The 18,682-nt window shown below is 31.1% G+C and carries 15 protein-coding genes; 11 read left to right on the forward strand and 4 right to left on the reverse strand.

The genetic code is table 11. The features are described 5' to 3' along the window. Window positions 1-18: 18 nt before the first annotated feature. Together gap and CLV91_RS15445 are read left to right on the forward strand one after the other, a co-directional pair. Window positions 19-1,020, forward strand: coding sequence for a type I glyceraldehyde-3-phosphate dehydrogenase (gene gap, locus CLV91_RS15440; protein WP_121069130.1), 1,002 nt, complete (start codon window positions 19-21; stop codon window positions 1,018-1,020). Between the two features lie 80 nt (window positions 1,021-1,100). After that, on the forward strand, window positions 1,101-1,952 hold the full coding sequence (locus CLV91_RS15445; protein ID WP_121069131.1) for an N-acetylglucosamine kinase: 852 nt from the start codon (window positions 1,101-1,103) through the stop codon (window positions 1,950-1,952). A 6-nt stretch (window positions 1,953-1,958) separates the two neighbouring features. Here the strand turns inward: CLV91_RS15445 and CLV91_RS15450 are convergent, their stop codons facing one another. Together CLV91_RS15450 and CLV91_RS15455 are read right to left on the reverse strand one after the other, a co-directional pair. Then, window positions 1,959-2,339, reverse strand: coding sequence for a RidA family protein (locus CLV91_RS15450; RefSeq protein ID WP_121069132.1), 381 nt, complete (start codon window positions 2,337-2,339; stop codon window positions 1,959-1,961). 19 nt (window positions 2,340-2,358) lie between these two features. Then, window positions 2,359-5,118 (reverse strand): putative LPS assembly protein LptD, encoded by a 2,760-nt coding sequence (locus CLV91_RS15455; RefSeq protein ID WP_245987198.1) that lies wholly within the window; start codon window positions 5,116-5,118, stop codon window positions 2,359-2,361. A gap of 81 nt (window positions 5,119-5,199) precedes the next feature. Between CLV91_RS15455 and CLV91_RS15460 the strand changes: the two genes are divergently transcribed. From CLV91_RS15460 to CLV91_RS15500, 9 genes are all read left to right on the forward strand, one after another. After that, window positions 5,200-6,555 carry an N-acetylmuramoyl-L-alanine amidase family protein gene (locus tag CLV91_RS15460; RefSeq protein ID WP_121069134.1) on the forward strand — a complete coding sequence of 452 codons (1,356 nt, stop codon included), beginning with the start codon at window positions 5,200-5,202 and terminating at the stop codon, window positions 6,553-6,555. A 57-nt stretch (window positions 6,556-6,612) separates the two neighbouring features. Continuing rightward, on the forward strand, window positions 6,613-7,575 hold the full coding sequence (locus CLV91_RS15465) for an MlaD family protein (RefSeq protein WP_121069135.1): 963 nt from the start codon (window positions 6,613-6,615) through the stop codon (window positions 7,573-7,575). 12 nt (window positions 7,576-7,587) lie between these two features. After that, window positions 7,588-8,910 carry a (Fe-S)-binding protein gene (locus tag CLV91_RS15470; RefSeq protein WP_121069136.1) on the forward strand — a complete coding sequence of 441 codons (1,323 nt, stop codon included), beginning with the start codon at window positions 7,588-7,590 and terminating at the stop codon, window positions 8,908-8,910. A 96-nt stretch (window positions 8,911-9,006) separates the two neighbouring features. Next, window positions 9,007-9,801: a (Fe-S)-binding protein gene (locus tag CLV91_RS15475; protein ID WP_121069137.1), complete on the forward strand. Its 795-nt coding sequence runs from the start codon at window positions 9,007-9,009 to the stop codon at window positions 9,799-9,801. 14 nt (window positions 9,802-9,815) lie between these two features. Then, window positions 9,816-10,298 (forward strand): ABC transporter ATPase, encoded by a 483-nt coding sequence (locus CLV91_RS15480; RefSeq protein WP_121069138.1) that lies wholly within the window; start codon window positions 9,816-9,818, stop codon window positions 10,296-10,298. Window positions 10,299-10,404: 106 nt separating this feature from the next. Further along, the gene (locus CLV91_RS15485) at window positions 10,405-13,314 is read left to right on the forward strand and encodes a glycoside hydrolase family 3 N-terminal domain-containing protein (RefSeq protein ID WP_121069139.1); all 2,910 of its coding nucleotides are present in this window, start codon (window positions 10,405-10,407) and stop codon (window positions 13,312-13,314) included. 16 nt (window positions 13,315-13,330) lie between these two features. Next, on the forward strand, window positions 13,331-14,470 hold the full coding sequence (gene bshA, locus CLV91_RS15490; RefSeq protein ID WP_121069140.1) for an N-acetyl-alpha-D-glucosaminyl L-malate synthase BshA: 1,140 nt from the start codon (window positions 13,331-13,333) through the stop codon (window positions 14,468-14,470). A gap of 7 nt (window positions 14,471-14,477) precedes the next feature. Beyond that, window positions 14,478-14,906 (forward strand): hypothetical protein, encoded by a 429-nt coding sequence (locus CLV91_RS15495; protein WP_147406430.1) that lies wholly within the window; start codon window positions 14,478-14,480, stop codon window positions 14,904-14,906. Between the two features lie 123 nt (window positions 14,907-15,029). Continuing rightward, window positions 15,030-16,208: an OmpA family protein gene (locus CLV91_RS15500; RefSeq protein WP_121069142.1), complete on the forward strand. Its 1,179-nt coding sequence runs from the start codon at window positions 15,030-15,032 to the stop codon at window positions 16,206-16,208. Window positions 16,209-16,821: 613 nt separating this feature from the next. On the opposite strand, the gene CLV91_RS15505 is transcribed toward CLV91_RS15500, so the two are convergent. Together CLV91_RS15505 and CLV91_RS15510 are read right to left on the reverse strand one after the other, a co-directional pair. Further along, window positions 16,822-17,412: a sugar transferase gene (locus tag CLV91_RS15505; protein ID WP_121069143.1), complete on the reverse strand. Its 591-nt coding sequence runs from the start codon at window positions 17,410-17,412 to the stop codon at window positions 16,822-16,824. Window positions 17,413-17,416: 4 nt separating this feature from the next. Then, on the reverse strand, window positions 17,417-18,646 hold the full coding sequence (locus CLV91_RS15510; RefSeq protein ID WP_211333231.1) for a DegT/DnrJ/EryC1/StrS family aminotransferase: 1,230 nt from the start codon (window positions 18,644-18,646) through the stop codon (window positions 17,417-17,419). Window positions 18,647-18,682 lie beyond the last annotated feature (36 nt).

Consider the following 18,682-nt stretch of genomic DNA (forward strand, 5'->3'; position numbering starts at 1 on the left):
TTAATATAAAGTAGAAACATGTCAAATTTAAAAATAGGAATTAACGGATTCGGTAGAATAGGTAGATTAGTTTTCAGAACCACTGTAAAAAGAGGAGATGTAGATGTAGTTGCTATAAACGATTTATTAGATGTAGAACACTTAGCATACTTGTTAAAGTATGATTCTGTTCACGGAAAGTTTGATGGTACTGTTGAAGTAAAAGATGGTAACTTAGTTGTAAATGGAAAAACTGTAAAAATTACAGCAGAGAGAGATCCAAAAAGTATTGGATGGGATGCCGCTGGTGCAGAAGTTGTTGCTGAGTGTACAGGTATTTTTACAACTTTAGAAAAAGCACAATTACATATTGATGGTGGTGCTAAAAAAGTAGTTATTTCTGCACCTTCTGCAGATGCTCCAATGTTTGTAATGGGAGTTAACCATACAGAAGCTAAGGCGTCAGATTTAATTGTGTCTAACGCATCATGTACAACCAACTGTTTAGCTCCAGTAGCTAAAGTGTTAAATGATAATTTTGGTATAGAAGAAGCGTTAATGACTACTATTCACGCAAGTACTTCTACGCAATATGTTGTAGATTCTCCTTCTAGAAAAAACTATAGATTAGGTAGGTCTGCAATGGCAAACATTATTCCTTCATCTACAGGTGCAGCAAAAGCAGTAGGTAAAGTTATTCCAGAATTAAATGGAAAATTAACAGGTATGGCTTTTAGAGTTCCTACGCCAGATGTTTCTGTAGTAGATTTAACGGTAAGAGTTAAAAAAGAAACTTCTTACGAAGAAATTAAAAAAGTATTTAAGGCTGCTTCTGAAGGTGCTTTAAATGGTGTTTTAGGATATACTGAAGAAGATGTAGTTTCTCAAGATTTTGTAGGAGAAGCGCAAACTAGTGTTTTTGATGCAGGAGCAGGAATTGAGTTAAGCTCAACTTTCTTTAAAATTATTTCTTGGTATGATAATGAAGCTGGTTATTCTAATAAATTAGTAGATTTAGCACAACACGTAGCTAGTTTATAAGCATATAAATTATTTGTACAATTTTTTCCTAAAAACAAGGTTTATATCTTGTTTTTAGGATTGTTTTAAAAGTTCGTAATATGATATTAATTGTTGATAGTGGAGCTACAAAATCGGATTGGATAGCTTTAGATGAAAAAGGAGAAAAACTTTTTTTTACCCAAACCTTAGGATTAAGTCCGGAAGTTTTAACAAGAGATGTTATAGAGGATAGGTTAGCAAATAACTTTGAACTTTCAAAAAACAAAGAAGTTGTAACTCATCTATTCTTTTATGGAGCAGGGTGTGGTACAGATCGTATGCGTAAATTTTTAAAAGAAATTTTTGCAGATTATTTTCCTAATGCAAAAGCTGATGTTAAAGAAGATACCTATGCAGCTATTTATGCTACAACAAAAATTGGAGATCAAGGAATAGTTTGTATTCTGGGTACGGGTTCTAATTGTAGTTATTTTGATGGGCATCAATTGTTTCAAAAAGTTACATCGCTTGGGTATATTCCTATGGATGATGGTAGCGGAAACTTTTTCGGAAGAAAATTAATAAGAGATTATTATTTTCATAAAATGCCAGCAGATTTAGGAATTAAGTTTAGTAAAGAATACGATTTAGAGGCCGATGTTATTAAGGATAATTTATACAAACAGCCTAACCCAAATACTTATTTAGCAAAATTTGCTCGTTTTTTAATTGAGAATAAAGAACATCCATATTGTAAAGGAGTTATAGATAAAGGCTTTCAGCAATTTATAAATAACTATATAATGCAATTTGAGTTAGCTACAAAAGTACCAATTAACTTTGTTGGTAGTGTTGCATACTTTTTAAGAGAAGAATTAAAAACTGTTTTAGAAAGAAACGATTTAATTGTAGGTGTTATACGTCAAAAACCTATTGATGGTTTGGTAGAGTTTCACAGACAAACTTTATAAAGTAGTTTATTTTACAGCAATCATAGATATTTCTACGTTTACAAATTTAGGTAAGTTAGCAACCTCTACGGTTTCTCTAGCTGGTGCTGTTTCTGGATTAAAATAAGTGCCATATACTTCATTTACATCTGTAAATTGATTCATATCACTAAGAAAAATTGAAGACTTTACTACGTGCTCAAAAGTCATATCTGCTTCTTCCAGAATTGCTTTTAAGTTTTCCATAGATTGCTTAGTTTCTTCTTTTATATTACCCTCTACTAGTTTTCCTGTAGAAGCATTTATTGGTATCTGCCCAGATATATATAAGGTGTTTCCGCTTAATATTGCTTGGTTATATGGTCCTATAGGGGCAGGGGCTTTAGTAGTTGTTATTATTTTTTTCATAATAAATGTTATTAAGTAATTACCTAACTCGTTGACTTCTGTTTTCCCATTTAAGGTCTTTAAGAATAGAACTTTTTATACCAATAAAGAAATACCATCTCTTATACTGGCCAAATGGAGTCCAGTTAAAACGTAAAGTAAAACTTTTTAAATCTCTTTCGAATCGTAATTGTGTAAGTGTAAATCCATTATTTTTAAAATCGTAACCAGAAGACCCTCCAACTTTCCATCTTGGGGATAATTCTATATCTCCAGAGAACATTAACGAATGACTGCTAAATTCATTTTGTCTTGCTGTATTGGCGTAATTGGCAGAGTAAGCCAAACGAAAGTTCCATGGTATTTTTGTTCCAAAAATAGGGTTGTCAACATCATCGCCATCTCTTTTGTCATCCTCATCTTCACGGTATCTATCATCATTAAAATCATCCCCTTTTCCAAAAAGGTCATCTGTTCTACCACCACTAGATGCTACATAATCAAAAGGGTCTGGTTCATCTTCTTCCTCTTCATCTTCTTTCTTTCCAAATGTTTTACTATCAATAGAGTAAGATACATTTACATTAGCCCTTGTTAAACGTAATAAGCTACCGCCATTATCTATATTAAAGGTGTTAAAACGTTTTCCGGTGTTATCAATAGCATAAGGGTCAAGACCTGCAGAAAAGTTAATAGACATTTTGTTGTCTAGTATATTAGTTCCTCCATTAACACTTAGAGGGTTTAATCTTAAGGAATCTGATTCAAAATTATATCCTGTTGATATATTAAAATTACTTAGAATTGGTACTTTCTTAGCTTCGGTTGCAGTAGAATCTTTATCGGTTACTTTTGCTTCTAAGGTATTTGCTAAAGAAAAACTTAAGTTATTAGATTGCCCTAAGCTAGGACGACCAAATTGAGAATTTTCAAATCTTGTAAACTGTACTGCACCATCTGGGCCAATATATTCATCATAAAATTGCTCAAAAGAAGGGGCGTAGCCATAACTTAAAGATGGTCGCATAACATGGCGTATAGCTTGTATTTTTTTATCTTCTCCAAAATTAAAAGTTCCATAAAGCGTGGTTCCTATACTGGCACTTAAACTGTATTTGTTAAAGCGGTCAAAACCACTAATAGTGTCTGTTACTACCACTTCATTTTCAAAATCGTAACTCTTATCTAATGTTTTAAGAGCCCAAACATCTTCATATCTACCGCCAAGACTTACACTAAAAAATTTTGCAACTTTAAAGTTTGTGCTAATTGGGATAGAATGTTGTGCTCCAACCTTAGCATTGTCAAACATTTCACTTTTAAAAAAACCTTCATCATCTGTAACAATTGTATTTCTTGCGTTAAGGTTGTACTGAAAGTTTATATTTTGAATAATCCCTTTTTTTATACCATCTCTTTTTGCAAAAGGGAATATACGTTCCATACTTGCTTGTAAGGTTGGCAATGTCATATTAATAACATCTGTGTTTGTGTTTTGACTATGTGTGGCCGATAAACTCATGTTTACAGAAGGGTATGCTGGGAAAGTTTTAGAATAGGATATAGAGGACGATAAGTTATTATTTTGTGTATTTGGTAAGTTTTGTTGTTGTAAAGATTCTCTATAATAACGACTACTACCGAGGTTTACAGAGGCAGAAAACCTAGAATTTGGGCTAGATTTTGTGTCTTGAGAATGTGAAATTTGGATGTTATAATTCCGATTTACTCTGTAATCATCAAACCCTTTTTGACTAGTTACTTGGTTTTCATACCTAATATTTACATTACCACGGTATTTGTACCTTTTAGCGTAAACAGATTGGGTTCTTATACCATAACTTCCATTGGTGTAAAAACTACCGTTAAAAGTAATGTCTGCTACTTCTCCTATTGGAACATAATACCCTAAATCTTGTAAAAAATAACCAGTGTTTGGGTCGCTACCAAAAGTAGGCATCATAATACCTGCGGATCGTCCTACTGTTAATGGAAAGTAGGCAAAAGGCAGCGCAATAGGGGTAGGAACATCAGCAATATATAAATTACTAAAACCTGCTATTACTTTTTTCTTTGGTACAAATTTGGCTTTTCTTATGCGAATATAGTAATCAGGATTTATGGTATCTGCAGAAGTGGTTAGTTTTCCTTCGCTTAGAAAATAAACCGAATCGTTTTCTTTTTTTGTAATGTTAGCATAAACTTTCATGGCATCACTGCCTAATGAACCAGCAGCGGCTTGTTGTTCTGTTCTAGAATTCCAAATTAGTGCTTTTTGAGTGTCAAAATTAAACCGAATAGAGTCCGGAACCACTTCATTAGTCCCTTGTTTAAAAAATGGAGTTTGGGTGTAGTTTCCTAAAGAATCTTTTAAGCGGCCAGCGTATACTTCATTTTTTATATAATCCATTATTATTACACCAGCTTTAAGTTCTGTGTCTTGGTAATAAATTTCCGCTTCGTTATATAAATATATTTTTTGGTCTTTTTGGCTAAGTTTTACATAGTCCTTTGCTTTGTAAGTTATCTTATCTAACAAAAGAGCAGGCTTTTTATTTAGGCTGTCTTGTAAAATAGAGTCTCGTTCAATACTATCTCTTTCAACTGGTATTGGAAAGAGTGGTGCAATAATAGAATCTGCTTCAGCTTTAATAGGTAAAGTGATGATTTTGTCCTCTTGCGCATGCAAAGAAACTAGGCTTGCAACTAGCAAGAAAAAGAAAAGTAAATAATGTTTATTTGATTGCAAGGCTATATATCCTATTTTTGTAAAAGGTTTGGCTCGACTTTTGGAGTTCAAACATACATATATTTTTTGTTCCTTTTGTATGGTATTACAATAAATTTAACCTTATTAGGAACTATTAATTAGAATACAAATATGAAATTTAAATTATTTTTTCTTTTACCAATAGCTTTTCTGTGCTTTTCTTTTTCTTCTTATGCCTTATTTACTGAGGTTTTACAAGAGGAAGACCCATTTGTAATAGTTTTAGATGCGGGGCATGGTGGGCATGATCCTGGGAATTTAGGAAATGGATATTTAGAGAAAAATATTGCATTAAATATTGTTTTAAAGGTAGGAGCTATTTTAGAGCAGAATAAAGATATTAAAGTAATATACACTAGAAAAGATGATACTTTTATAGATTTATTTGTTCGTGGAGAGATAGCTAATAAAGCGAATGCGGACCTCTTTGTATCCGTACACTGTGATTCTCATACTTCTGATGCACATGGTGCAGGAACTTTTGTTTTAGGGCTACATGCTAACAAACAAAACTTTGAAATAGCTAAAAAGGAAAACTCCGTAATATATTTAGAAGATAATTACGAGACTAGATATGCTAATTACGATATTAACTCTCCAGAATCTGTAATAGGGTTAACTATAATGCAGGAAGAATTTTTAGACCAGAGTATTGCATTAGCAAAAATTATGCAAGAAAATTTCTCTGTTAAATTAAAAAGGAACGACCGTAAAGTTAAACAGGCTGGCTTTATAGTGTTGCACCAAACTTTTATGCCAAGTGTTTTAGTAGAAACAGGTTTTTTAACTAATAAAGAGGAAGGGGCTTACTTAAATTCTAAACAAGGGCAGTCTAAAATAGGTTCGGCAATAGCTTCTGCAATTATTAAGTATAAAGAACAAGTGCCATCTAAAACTTCAAAAAATAATGCAATTGGTTCTACACCAATAAAAAATCCTCCTGTTCCTATTGAAAAAGAAAAAGTAATAGAGGAGCCTAAAAAAGTTGTAGAAAAGGTAGTGCCTAAAGTAGAAAATAAAAAAGAACCTATTGTTGTTAACAAAGAGGAAGTTGCAGAGGTAAAAGAAAAAGAGATTGTTAAGCCAACAAAAGAAGTTATTAGGTCATCATCTGGAGTAAGAACAAAAGTAGAAGAAAAAGAAATTCCAGAGGTAAAAAAAGAAATAGAAACTCCTAAACCAGTAGTAGTTAAAAAGAATTATGATATTATTTTTAAAGTGCAACTACTAGCCAGTGGAAAGAATATAGCTTTAGAAGCAGAAAATTTTAATGGATTAAATGATTTATCTAAAGAACCTGTTAAAAGTTTATTTAGATATATGTATGGGAATACAGAATCCTATCAAAAAGTAAAATTATTAAAGAAAAATGCAGATTTAAAGGGGTACACCAGCTCTTATATTGTAGCCTATAAAGACGGAGTTCGTATTCCTGTAGAAAAAGCACTTGCATACATATCTGAATAAAAATAGCTAACATCAAAAAATATTTTTAATTTTGTTAGGAACCCAAAACACATTTGCTTGAAACTATCTAGAGAAATTAAAACAGGAATAATTGTTATTGGAGGTATTCTATTATTTATAATGGGATTTAGTTATTTAAAATCTACACCGCTTTTTGATAATAGTAATAAAATGTATGCGATTTATCCTCATGTAGGGGGTTTACAGCCAGGAACACCGGTCTCTATTAATGGTTTTTCGGTAGGAACAGTAAATGACATTCAATTTAAAGATGGGATGGGTAATTTATTAGTAACATTTACGGTTAATAAAGACTTTAGTTTTTCTAGGAATAGTAGGGCAGAACTTTATGATACAGGAATAATAGGAGGTAAAGGGTTACAAATAATTCCAGTTTTTGATGATGCCCCTATAGCTAAAACAGGAGATACTTTAACAACAGAAACAAGACCAGGTTTAACAGAACTTGCACAGCAAAAATTAACGCCATTATTTAAAAAGTTTGAATCTGCTGTAACAGATGCAGATTCTGTTTTGTTAAACGTAAATAAAGTTTTAGATAAAAAAACAAAAAAAGATTTACAAACTGCTATCGCTGGTTTAAGTGATCTTATGGTTAGTTTAAATGGAAGTGCATCTGTCTTAAATAATATTTTAAAAAATAATGAAGGTAAGTTAAATGAATCTTTAACTAACTTTGAATCTCTCACCTCTAATCTATCAAGTATTACAGACTCTATAAATAATGCTGGTTTAGGAAGAACCCTTTCTAATCTAGAATCTACAGTTGCTAATTTAGATAAGTTAATGGCAAAAATAGATAGAGGAGATGGTACTTTAGGGAAATTAATGAATAATGAGGAATTGTACACGAACCTCAATAGTGCTTCTAAAGAATTAGACTTATTACTGCAAGACTTTAGATTAAATCCAAAACGATATGTAAATGTATCTGTATTTGGAAAAAAACAAAAAGAATACACCGTTCCGGAGGAAGACCCTGCGGAAAATATTGAATAACTAACATTTTTTATGGAATATCTTTCAAATATTTTATTCGCAATCGTTTTAGTTGCGGGAATTGGATTTTTTACTAAAAACGTATTGCGTCTTTCTAGAAATATAAAACTAGGAAGAGATGTAGACGTAAGTGATAATAAACCCCAACGGTGGAAAAATATGGCCAAAATAGCACTTGGTCAAACCAAAATGGTGGTAAGGCCTATTGCTGGTTTTCTTCATATTATTGTTTATGTAGGTTTTATAATAATTAATCTTGAAGTTTTAGAAATAATTATAGATGGTCTTTTTGGTACGCATAGAGTGTTTGCATCCTTAGGAAGTATATACAATCTATTAATAGGTTCTTTTGAGATTTTAGCAGTATTAGTAATTGTAGCTGTTGTTATCTTTTGGATTAGAAGAAATATTATTAGAATAAAACGTTTTATAAAGCCTGAAATGAAGGGTTGGCCTAAAAATGATGGAAATATAATACTATATATAGAATTGGTTTTAATGACTTTGTTCTTGACTATGAATGCTGCAGACTACCAACTTCAACTATTAGATGCACCACATTATACAAAAGCAGGTGATTTTCCTGCAAGTCAGTTTATAGCATCTTTATTTTCAGATATGTCTATTGCATCTCTAATAGTATTAGAGAGAACTACGTGGTGGTTACATATAATTGGAATTTTATGCTTTTTAAATTATTTATACTACTCTAAGCATTTACATATATTGCTAGCATTTCCTAATACGTATTATGGTAGTATAGAGCCAAAAGGAAAATTAAATAATTTGGAAGCTATAACTAAAGAGGTAAAATTAATGATGGATCCAAGTGCTGATCCTTTTGCTGCTCCTGCAGAAGACGCGCCAGTTCCAGAGAAATTTGGAGCATCTGATGTTAAAGATTTAAATTGGGTACAATTATTAAATGCTTATACCTGTACAGAGTGTGGTAGGTGTACCTCTTCCTGTCCTGCAAATTTAACTGGTAAAAAGTTATCTCCTCGTAAAATTATGATGGATACTCGTGATCGTCTAGAAGAAGTGGGTAAAAATATAGATGCAAATAAAGGAGTGTTTGTAGAGGATGGTAAACAACTTTTAGGAGATTATATAACTAAAGAAGAACTATGGGCATGTACTACTTGCAATGCATGTGTAGAAGAATGTCCAGTAAGTATTAGTCCATTGTCAATTATTCAAGACATGCGTCGTTATTTAGTAATGGAACAAAGTGCAGCTCCAGTAGAATTAAATAATATGATGTCTAATATAGAAAATAATGGAGCACCTTGGCCATATAACCAAATGGATAGGTTAAATTGGGTAGATGAATAATAAGAGGTAAGGTTCAAATATTAAAAAATATTTTCTTTAAGTATATTTAATTATGTGTTAAAGAAAACTGGAGTATTTATATAAAACATTCATTTTATGAGTAATGATAAACTAAGGGTTCCTACAATGGGGCAATGTATGGCAGAAGGCAAACAACCAGAAGTGTTGTTTTGGGTAGGTTCTGCTGGTAGTTTTGATGATAGAGCAAAGAAGATAACAAGAGCTTTTGTTAAGATTTTAAATAAAGCCAATGTAGATTTTGCTGTTTTAGGAACAGAAGAAAGTTGCACTGGTGATGTCGCTAAACGAGCAGGAAATGAGTTTCTTTTTCAAATGCAAGCTTTAATGAATATTGAAGTTTTAAATGGATATGGAATAAAAAAAATAGTAACCTGTGACCCCCATTCTTATAATTGTTTAAAGAATGAATATCCAGGTTTAGGAGGTAATTATGAAGTTGTACATCATACCCAGTTTATCCAAGATTTAATCAATTCTGGAAAATTAAATGTAACAGGGAGTCTTTATAAAGGAAAACGCATTACATTTCACGACCCATGTTATTTAGGGAGAGCAAATAATGAGTATACTGCGCCAAGAGAAGTTCTTAAAAATACAAACGCAGATATTATTGAAATGAAAAGGCATAAACAAACAGCATTATGTTGTGGCGCTGGAGGCGCGCAAATGTTTAAAGAGCCAGAAAAAGGAGATAAAGATATTAACGTACTAAGAACAGAAGATGCACTTAGTACAAAACCAAACATTATAGCAACAGGCTGTCCTTATTGTATTACTATGATGACAGATGGAGTAAAAAACAAAGAAAAAGAAGATGCAGTTAAAGTAATGGATATTGCTGAAATAATTGCAACTGCAGAAGAACTATAATATTAAAATAAAAAATGCTAGTAGATTTTAAAGAATTACCTAATTCCTCTAGAGTATGGATTTACCAATGTAGTAGGTCTTTTTCGGAACAAGAATTAGAAGCTATAAATAAAGATTTTAAAACTTTTATTACGGATTGGACAGCACATGGAAGCGATTTAAAAGCAGGCTTTGAAATTAAGTATAATAGATTTATAGTTCTAGCATTAGACCAATCTTTAAACGCCGCTACAGGTTGCTCTATAGATGCCTCTGTACATTTTATTATGCAACTAGAGAAAAAGTACGATGTGCTTTTACTAGATAAAATGAATGTATCTTATAAACAAGGAGAATATGTAGCATATAAACCTCTTATAGATTTTAAGAAAATGGCAAAAAATAAAGCTGTTTCTTTAAAAACTATAGTGTTTAATAATTTAGTTGCAAATAAAGGAGAGTACCTAGAACATTGGGAGGTTCCAGCTTCCGAGAGTTGGCATAGTAGATTTATGTAATATTCTTTTGGTATAGTACTTGCTTTATTATTTAAAATTACTTTATAAAAAGAATAAAATGCAATAATGTAAATTCTTTTTAGTTATTTTCATACACGATTTTTATATGCGTTTTAATCTAACCATTTTTCTTTTATTTCTTTATTTCTTAAATGCACAAGGGCAATCTAACCCTTTAGTGTCTAGAGATAGTATGGCACAGCAAAGGTGGGTAAATCTTACCTATGAGAAGATGACATTAGAAGAAAAGCTTGGCCAACTTTTTATGGTTAGTGTAGCTTCTAACCAAGATAAAGCAAGTATAGAAAAAATAAAATCCTTAATTAAAACTGAAAAAATTGGAGGCCTTATTTTTTCAAAAGGAGGGCCAGTACAACAAGCAAAACTTACCAATAAATTTCAGTCCTACTCAGATTTACCATTATTAGTTGGTATGGATGCAGAATGGGGCTTAGCAATGCGTTTAGATTCTACGTACGCATTCCCTTGGAATATGACGCTAGGAGCAATTAAAGATAATGCTATAGTAGAAAAAGTTGGCAAGCAAATTGGGAAGCACGCAAAGCGTATGGGTGTTCATATTAATTTTGCACCAGATATAGACATTAATACAAATCCTCAAAACCCTATAATAGGAAATCGTTCTTTTGGAGAAGATAAATATAATGTAGCGGAAAAAGGTGTTGCATTTATGCAAGGAATGGAAAGTGCAGGTGTTTTATCAAGCGGCAAACATTTTCCAGGACACGGAGATACTTCTGTAGATTCTCATTTAACATTACCTACCATAAATTTTACGAAAGAAAGATTAGATAGTGTAGAACTATATCCCTACAAACAACTTATAAAAGCAGGATTAAGTAGTGTTATGGTTGCGCACTTAAATGTGCCTAGTTTAGAAATTAAAAAGAACTTACCTTCTTCTTTATCAGAACAAATTATAACAGGAATATTAAAAGAGAAATTAAAATTTAAAGGGTTGGTTTTTACCGATGCTTTAAATATGAAAGGAGTATCTACGCAAGGAAAAAAAGGAGATGTAGAATTAGCGGCATTTATGGCAGGGAATGATATTCTTTTAATGCCTACAGAAGTACAAGCGGCAAAAGAGAAGTTAATTAAAGCATATAATAAAGGGAAATTTTCAGAAAATAGATTGGCATATTCTGTAAAGAAAATATTATTAGCAAAATATAAAGTTGGTTTACATAAGTACAAACCAATAGTTACCAAAAATTTATATAAAGACTTAAATACATTAGAAGACGATTTAATTTATGAAGAGGCTATTGAGAATGCCATTACAGTTGTAAAGAATAAGTTTTATTTAATGGGTATAAAAAAACTCGAAAACAAGAAAATTGCCTATATAAAGTTTGGAGATGCAGACCATAAACCTTTTTTAAACGAGCTTAATAAATTTGCGAAAGTTATTCCTATACAAGGAAACGATGTTGCAACGTTAAAAAAGAAATTAAAACCTTATAACTTAGTAATTATAGGGCACCATAGGAGTAATGATACCCCGTGGAAAGCTTATTCGCTAACTACGAAAGAGAAGAATATTCTTCAAGAGATAAGTAAAGAAAGAGGCTCTAATGTAATATTAAGTGTATTTACAAAACCATATGCACTACTTAATTTAGATTTGAGTTTTATAGATGGTGTTATAGTTGGGTATCAAAATAGTAAAGTGGCCCAAGAAAAAACAGCACAAGTACTATTTGGAGCTATAGCAGCAAAGGGGAAATTGCCAGTTTCTGCAAACACTACATTGCCAGTTAATAGTGGGGTGGAGTTAAAGTCTTTAAAAAGATTAGGGTATAGTATTCCAGAAAGAGTTGGGCTAAGTTCTTCTAAATTAGCAGAAGTAGATAAATTAGTGCAAAACGGTTTAGATTCTTTAATGTTTCCAGGTGCTCAAGTTTTAATAGCTAGAAAAGGGAAAGTTATATTTAATAAAGGGTATGGGAAACCTACTTATAAATCTAACGAAAAAATAACTCCTAATCATATTTATGATTTAGCTTCAGTAACTAAAATACTAGCTACATTACCTATGGTAATGAAAATGGAGCAAGAGGGTAAAATTAAATTGAATAATACGTTTCAAGAATTAATACCAGCTTACGCAGATACAGAGATTAAAAATGTAACGGTTTTAAAAGCACTTTCTCATTATGGAAGATTGCCAGCTTGGATAGCATTTTATGTTAGTACATTAGATAAAAAAAGAAAACCATCGAAAGAGTTTTATAGAGAGCAAAAATTACCGGGTTTTTCTATAAAAGTAGCCGATAATTTATACTTGACAGATGCATATAAAGATTCAATATATAATAGAATAGGAAGACAAGATTTAAAGTCTAATAGATACCGTTATAGCGATGTTTCTTATTATGTGATGAAAAAATATGTGGAAGACACCTACGGTAAAGGTTTAGATGAGTTGGCATCAGATTTTATATATAAACCCATTGGAGCTTTTCAAACTGGTTATAATCCATTGAAAAATCATTCTAAGAAAGAAATAGTACCATCAGAGGAAGATACGTATTACAGATACCAAACAGTACAAGGTTATGTTCATGATATGGGAGCAGCTATGCAAGGAGGTGTAGGAGGACATGCTGGTCTTTTTAGTAACGCAAATGATGTAGCTAAGATTATGCAAATGTATTTGCAAAACGGGTATTATGGAGGAGATAGGTATTTAGACTCTAGAACAGTAAAAAAATTTAACACTTGTTATTTTTGTGACAAAAATGTTAGAAGGGGAGTAGGGTTTGATAAACCGCAATTGGAAAAGAGTGGGCCAACTTGTGGTTGTGTATCTCGTAAAAGCTTTGGACATAGTGGTTTTACAGGTACTTATACTTGGGCAGACCCCGAAGAAGAAATAGTTTACGTTTTTCTTTCCAATAGAACATATCCAACAGCATCTAATACACTTTTAGTTAAATCTGGGTTAAGAACAAGAATTCAGAAGGCAATTTATGATGCTATAATAAATTAATAGCTAGCTTTGTAAAATGAAGATAGCAATAGTATGTTACCCAACCTTTGGAGGTAGTGGTGTTGTAGCAACAGAATTAGGTATAGCATTAGCCAATAGAGGGCATGAAATACATTTTGTAACCTATAGACAGCCAGTTAGGTTAGAGCTTTTAAGTAATAATATCCATTTTCATGAGGTAAATGTTCCAGAATATCCTTTATTCCAATACCAACCTTATGAATTAGCATTATCTAGTAAATTAGTAGATACTGTAAAACTTTTTGGTATAGAGTTGTTACATGTGCATTATGCTATTCCGCATGCATATGCTGGGTATATGGCAAAGAAAATGTTAGAAGAAGAAGGACTTTGTTTACCAATGATTACAACCTTACATGGTACAGATATTACTTTGGTTGGTAAACACCCTTTTTACAAGCCAGCTGTTACTTTTAGTATTAATAAATCGGATGTTGTAACATCTGTATCAGAAAACCTTAAAAAGAGCACTTTAGAACTTTTTAATATTAAAGGAGAAATAGAAGTAGTTCCTAATTTTATAGACAAAACAAAATACAAACCATCCTTTACAGATTGCCAACGTACTGCTATGGCAGAAGAAGGAGAGAAAATTATTACGCATATTAGTAATTTTAGAAAGGTAAAAAGAATTCCAGATGTAGTTCATATTTTCAATAAAGTACAAAAAGAAGTTCCTTCTAAATTAATAATGGTAGGTGAGGGGCCAGAAAGAGTAAAAGCAGAGGCTTTATGTGAAGAATACGGTATTACAGACAAAGTAATATTTCTAGGTAATAGTAATGAGATTGATAAAATTCTTTGTTTTTCCGACCTGTTTTTGTTACCATCAGAAACAGAAAGTTTTGGTTTAGCTGCTCTAGAAGCTATGATAAATAAAGTCCCTGTAATATCTAGTAATACAGGAGGTATTCCAGAAGTTAATAAACATGGTGTTACCGGTTTTTTAAGTAATGTTGGAAACGTTTCTGAAATGGCTGAGAATGCTATAACGTTATTAATTGATGAGGATAAGTTAAACACATTTAAGCAAAATGCTGTTAAAGTAGCTGAAGAGTTTGATATTTTAAATATATTGCCACTTTATGAAGCTATTTACCAAAGGGCATATGATACTAGGTGTGAAAATAAATAATATTCTTATGAAAAATTTAGTATTACTTCTTTTAGTATTTGTAGTATCGTGTAAAGGACAGAAAAATTTGATAACCTCTAACGGTTCTATTGTTTTATTATTAGAAGATAATTATAGTGGATTAACTAAAGAAGAAAACTTTATTATTAAAGATCAAAAAAGTTTAAAAAGTTTTTTTTCAAAAATTAATAAGACCAGAAAGCCAGGAATTCCTGTTCCGACTATAGATTTTAAAAAAGAAACTTTGGTTGTTCTTTGTTCAGGAGAACATCCGAATACTTTAATTTCTGCTTTAAAATTAATTTTAGAAACAGATGAAGAGATACAATTAAAAACAATTTACAATAAAGAAAAAACTAAGGACAAAGCTATTGTTAGTCCGTTTAAAATATATAAAATACCTGTTTCTGATAAAGAAATAACCTTTAAACAATAGTTGTTTATCTATTATTATTACCGTTTATCTTTCTAACGAATATCCTTGCTGTTAGAAGTTTATTTTTTATCTAACATTCTGCTTTTCATAATTTTACGGACTATAAGTTCCAAAATCTTAATTATGAAAAATAGTAAACACTATGTACTAATTGCTGCACTGCTTTTAAGTATACCAATTTTTGCACAAGAAGAATTAAAATTAACTAAAAAAGATAGCATTGTAAAAAGCTCATGGATGCTAGGATTAGGATACAATTTTGTAGATGATTCTGGAGATGTTACTGATGGTCTTTTTAATTTTGATGAAGAATGGAATAGTACTCCTTACCCTAATAGGTTAAGTTTAGGGCGTTATTTTAAAAGTGGGATAGGCTTAGCAGCAATTGCTACTTATAATACGTACAAAGAGGGTAAAATTATTGATGGAGTTGTTGCTACAGACGATATCGATTATTTAGGTTTTGATGCAAGAATTACATATGATCTAAATAAGTTGATAGGAGAAACAGCATGGTTTGATCCTTATGTAGGTGGTGGTTTAGGATATACTGATGCTAATAATATTGGGCGAGGTACTTATAATGCTGTTGTAGGTTTTAGAACTTGGTTTTCCGATAGGGTAGGGCTAGACTTTAGTTCTTCGGGTAAATGGGCAATAGGAAATAACGGTGCAACAAATCATTTACAACACGCTGTAGGCGTGGTATATCAATTTGGTATTGAGAAAGGGTTATCTAAAAAAGGAGAAGAAAAATTAGCGCTTATTCAGGCTCAAGAAAAAGAAAAACAACGTGTAATGGATTCTATTGCAAATGCTAATAGAATTAAAGAAAAAATGTTACTGGCAGAAAAATTAGCGAAAGAAAAAGAAACAGCAAGATTAGCAGCCATAGAAAAAGAAAAGGTTGATGCTTATAATAAACGTAAAAAAGAATTGGAAAGTAAGATTAATGACTTAGGATATGTATATTTTAATTTGAATTCCTCTTATCTAACAAAAAGCTCTAAAACAGTTTTAAATAATTTAGTAGTAATATTAGATGAATTTCCAAGTTTAACCCTTAGAGTAACATCGCATACAGATTCTAGAGGAACTTCTACATATAATAAATGGTTATCTGAAAGGCGAGTTACAAGCACTAAAGATTATTTAGTTAAAAAAGGAGTCTCTGAGGATAGATTAGAGATACAAGCTTATGGTGAAGAAAAGTTATTAAATGATTGTTCAGACGGAGTTTATTGTCCAGAAGATAAACATAAAGTGAATAGAAGGTCTGAGTTTATTGTTTTGGATTTTTAAAATTGTTGTTAGTTAAATATTATTCTACTTGCCATTTTTTATCCTTTCAAGGATTAGAATAATAATTATAAGTGTTTTGTATATTGATTTGCATACCACAATATTTAATTTCTTAGAAGCGCTAAATTGCCAATTTAGTACTGTGTCATCAAATTGAAATAGATAGTGCATTTTGAGTTGTGGTTTTTCGTAGCATTAAGAATATTACTCTCGCTAGGTTTAAGATCTCATTGGAGATTGTTCTGAGACTATATGTTACTTATACGAATGATGTATAGGTTTTGTTAATAAAATTGATTAGCAAATGTGGTATGGTACAAAGAAGAATGTTTTCTAGTTAACTACATGTGAAATTGAATTGGAAAGTGCTATTGGATTAGTCTTAGTTTTTTATAACGTAAACCAAACTATTTTAGAGAATTATGGCTTAAGAAATAACCATGTGATACTATTTTTGATAATATAAATAATCAGTTTGTATAAAAAAAAAGAATTGAATCTTGGAAACTAGAGTTCTTTGTAACTAAAAATAATAGTGAGATATTAATTTAAGAAAATTCTATGGTGTATATAGAGCGATTTATCGCTCTTTTTTATTTAGAATATATCCAATTTATTTTAAAATTTTAGTAAAAGTATTTATTATAACTTGTAAATCCGAAAAAAAACTTCTATTGCTTATATAATCTAAATTTAAGTTTAATTTTTCCGGCATTAACTGTTCAATGTAATATTGATTTGGGTTTGTTTGGTTCTTAAGAACTTCATTTTCATTACTATATTTAATCGATGCTACATCTGTTATTCCTGGCTTTACTCTAAAAACCTTCATTTGTTCTTCTGTATATAAATCAACATACTTACGAACTTCAGGTCTAGGACCAACAAGACTCATGTCTCCTTTTAAAACATTTATAAGTTGTGGTAATTCATCAAGTTTATATTTTCTAAGAAATTTTCCGGAATTTGTGATTCTAACATCATCATTACCTACAGTAATAAGCCCTTTTTTGTCGGAGCCTACAGCCATAGTTCTGAATTTATATAACAAAAAATCTTGATTATTGATACCAACTCTAGTTTGCTTATAAAAAACATCTCCTATAGAATCATATTTGACCCAAATAAAGATTATAATAAATAAAGGAAATAATAAGATAATTCCAATTAAGGAGGAAAAAAAATCAAATATTCTTTTAACCATTTATCTAGTGCGTTTTAACAATAGGGTTGGGAATTACTTTTTTGTAACTATTTAGTACAACATGTATTATTTTATCTACTTGGTTATCATTAAGTTGAGGGTATATGGGTAAGCTTATTTCTGAGGCATAATTTTTATATGCTAGAGGGTAATCTTTAATGTCATATTTTAGTTCTTTAAAAAAAGTAAGCATGGGTAAGGGTATAAAATGTACGTTTACAGAAATTCCTAATTTAGATATTTCATCTATAATTAAATCTCTTTGGTCTTCAGTTATAGAACTAATTCGTAAAGGAAATAAATGACATGAAGATTCTCGGTCCTCATCCTTTATAGAGGGTAATATAGTCCAATCAAGTTTTTTGAAAGCGTCCAAATATTTGGTGAAAATAAGTTTTCTTCTCTCTAATAATTTAGGATATTCTCTAATCTGAGCTAATCCTATAGCAGCATTAATATCTGCCATATTTATTTTCATACCAAGACCTGTAATGTCATATCTCCAATTTCCGCCTTTAGACTTTGTAAAAGCATCTTTTGTTTGGCAGTTTAATGTCATCCTTCTTAACTCAGAATATAAATCGTCATTAGAAAAAGGTGTAGGCATATTTAATACAATAGCTCCTCCTTCAGCAGTAGTAATATTTTTTACAGCATGTAGTGAGAAAATAGTAATATCTGCAGAGTGCCCAATACTTTTGTTTTTGTATGTAGCACCTAAAGAATGAGCTGCATCCGAAAGAATTAGAATTCTATTTATTTTTTTTTGTATTTTAGATGTAGGATTAAATAACTGCTTAACACTTTTGTCCTTAGCTATCTTATTAAGTTGATTGTAATTGCATGGGTATCCAGCAAAATCAACAGGTATTATTGCTTTTGTACGTTTAGTAATTGCTTCTTTTACTTTTTTAGGGTCCATATTAAAATCATCATTAACATCAACCATAACAGGTTTGCCTCCAGCATGTAAAACAGCAAGGGCAGTTGCACTATAAGTGTAAGCAGGAATTATTACTTCATCACCTTCTTTTAATCCTAACCAACGAAGAATCATAATAGCGCCAGAAGTCCAAGAATTAACACAGAGTACGTTTTGTATGTCAATGTGTTTTGCTATTTCTTGTTCGAGTAATTTTACTTTAGGACCAGTCGTAATCCATCCTGATTGAAGTGATTCTACTACTTCATCGATAACGTTTTGGTTTATATAAGGAGGAGAAAATGGAATCATGATTACTAAAAATATAGTTTAATGGTTAAAAGTTTT

Origin of the sequence: Maribacter vaceletii (genome assembly GCF_003634105.1) — a bacterium.
Classification (GTDB): domain Bacteria; phylum Bacteroidota; class Bacteroidia; order Flavobacteriales; family Flavobacteriaceae; genus Maribacter_B; species Maribacter_B vaceletii.

Coding starts and splice junctions, on each gene's coding strand:
- gap (WP_121069130.1), top strand. CDS start 19: ATGTCAAATTTAAAAATAGGAATTAACGGATTCGGTAGAATAGGTAGA.
- CLV91_RS15445 (WP_121069131.1), top strand. CDS start 1,101: ATGATATTAATTGTTGATAGTGGAGCTACAAAATCGGATTGGATAGCT.
- CLV91_RS15450 (WP_121069132.1), bottom strand. CDS start 2,339: ATGAAAAAAATAATAACAACTACTAAAGCCCCTGCCCCTATAGGACCA.
- CLV91_RS15460 (WP_121069134.1), top strand. CDS start 5,200: ATGAAATTTAAATTATTTTTTCTTTTACCAATAGCTTTTCTGTGCTTT.
- CLV91_RS15470 (WP_121069136.1), top strand. CDS start 7,588: ATGGAATATCTTTCAAATATTTTATTCGCAATCGTTTTAGTTGCGGGA.
- CLV91_RS15475 (WP_121069137.1), top strand. CDS start 9,007: ATGAGTAATGATAAACTAAGGGTTCCTACAATGGGGCAATGTATGGCA.
- CLV91_RS15480 (WP_121069138.1), top strand. CDS start 9,816: ATGCTAGTAGATTTTAAAGAATTACCTAATTCCTCTAGAGTATGGATT.
- CLV91_RS15485 (WP_121069139.1), top strand. CDS start 10,405: ATGCGTTTTAATCTAACCATTTTTCTTTTATTTCTTTATTTCTTAAAT.
- bshA (WP_121069140.1), top strand. CDS start 13,331: ATGAAGATAGCAATAGTATGTTACCCAACCTTTGGAGGTAGTGGTGTT.
- CLV91_RS15495 (WP_147406430.1), top strand. CDS start 14,478: ATGAAAAATTTAGTATTACTTCTTTTAGTATTTGTAGTATCGTGTAAA.
- CLV91_RS15500 (WP_121069142.1), top strand. CDS start 15,030: ATGAAAAATAGTAAACACTATGTACTAATTGCTGCACTGCTTTTAAGT.
- CLV91_RS15505 (WP_121069143.1), bottom strand. CDS start 17,412: ATGGTTAAAAGAATATTTGATTTTTTTTCCTCCTTAATTGGAATTATC.
- CLV91_RS15510 (WP_211333231.1), bottom strand. CDS start 18,646: ATGATTCCATTTTCTCCTCCTTATATAAACCAAAACGTTATCGATGAA.